Below are 469 nucleotides of genomic sequence, written 5' to 3' on the forward strand. Positions count from 1 at the left end.
GACTGGTTCGGCGGGATAGATCCGGCGCTGGGTAGCGCTACGGGTTATGTCGTCAAATACATCTCAAAAAATATTTATGGTTACGCCCTGGACGGCGAGAGCGATCATGAAAGTGGACGCCCGCTGAAGGAAACCGCGAAGCACGCAACGGCCTGGGCGTCATGCTGGGGTATACGTCAATTCCAGTTTTTAGGGGGCGCGCCGGTGTCAGTCTGGCGTGAACTGCGCCGCCTGAAAAATCAGGATTTAGCCGACAGGGTTAGTCCTGTTTTTGGTGAGCTGCAGCGCGGCTCACGCGGGAGATTGGCAGGGTTATATCACTTTGCAGGGTGGCCCTTTTGTTTCCCGTTCCAGGTTGGTGCTGCGCGCCTGGTATCAATACAAAAACGAGCCAAGCAGTTACGGCGAGTATCAGAAAGCTATCAAGGGTCTGGTTATGCCAGCATCCAGCATTCCGCCAGTAGAAACG

1 pseudogene is annotated in these 469 nt (G+C 54.8%); it reads left to right on the forward strand.

The window, feature by feature from the left end:
• A pseudogene (locus tag C0Z18_RS32485) lies at positions 1 to 469 on the forward strand (hypothetical protein); the annotation flags it as partial.

This window comes from Trinickia dabaoshanensis (assembly GCF_002879885.1).
Classification (GTDB): Bacteria; Pseudomonadota; Gammaproteobacteria; order Burkholderiales; family Burkholderiaceae; genus Trinickia; species Trinickia dabaoshanensis.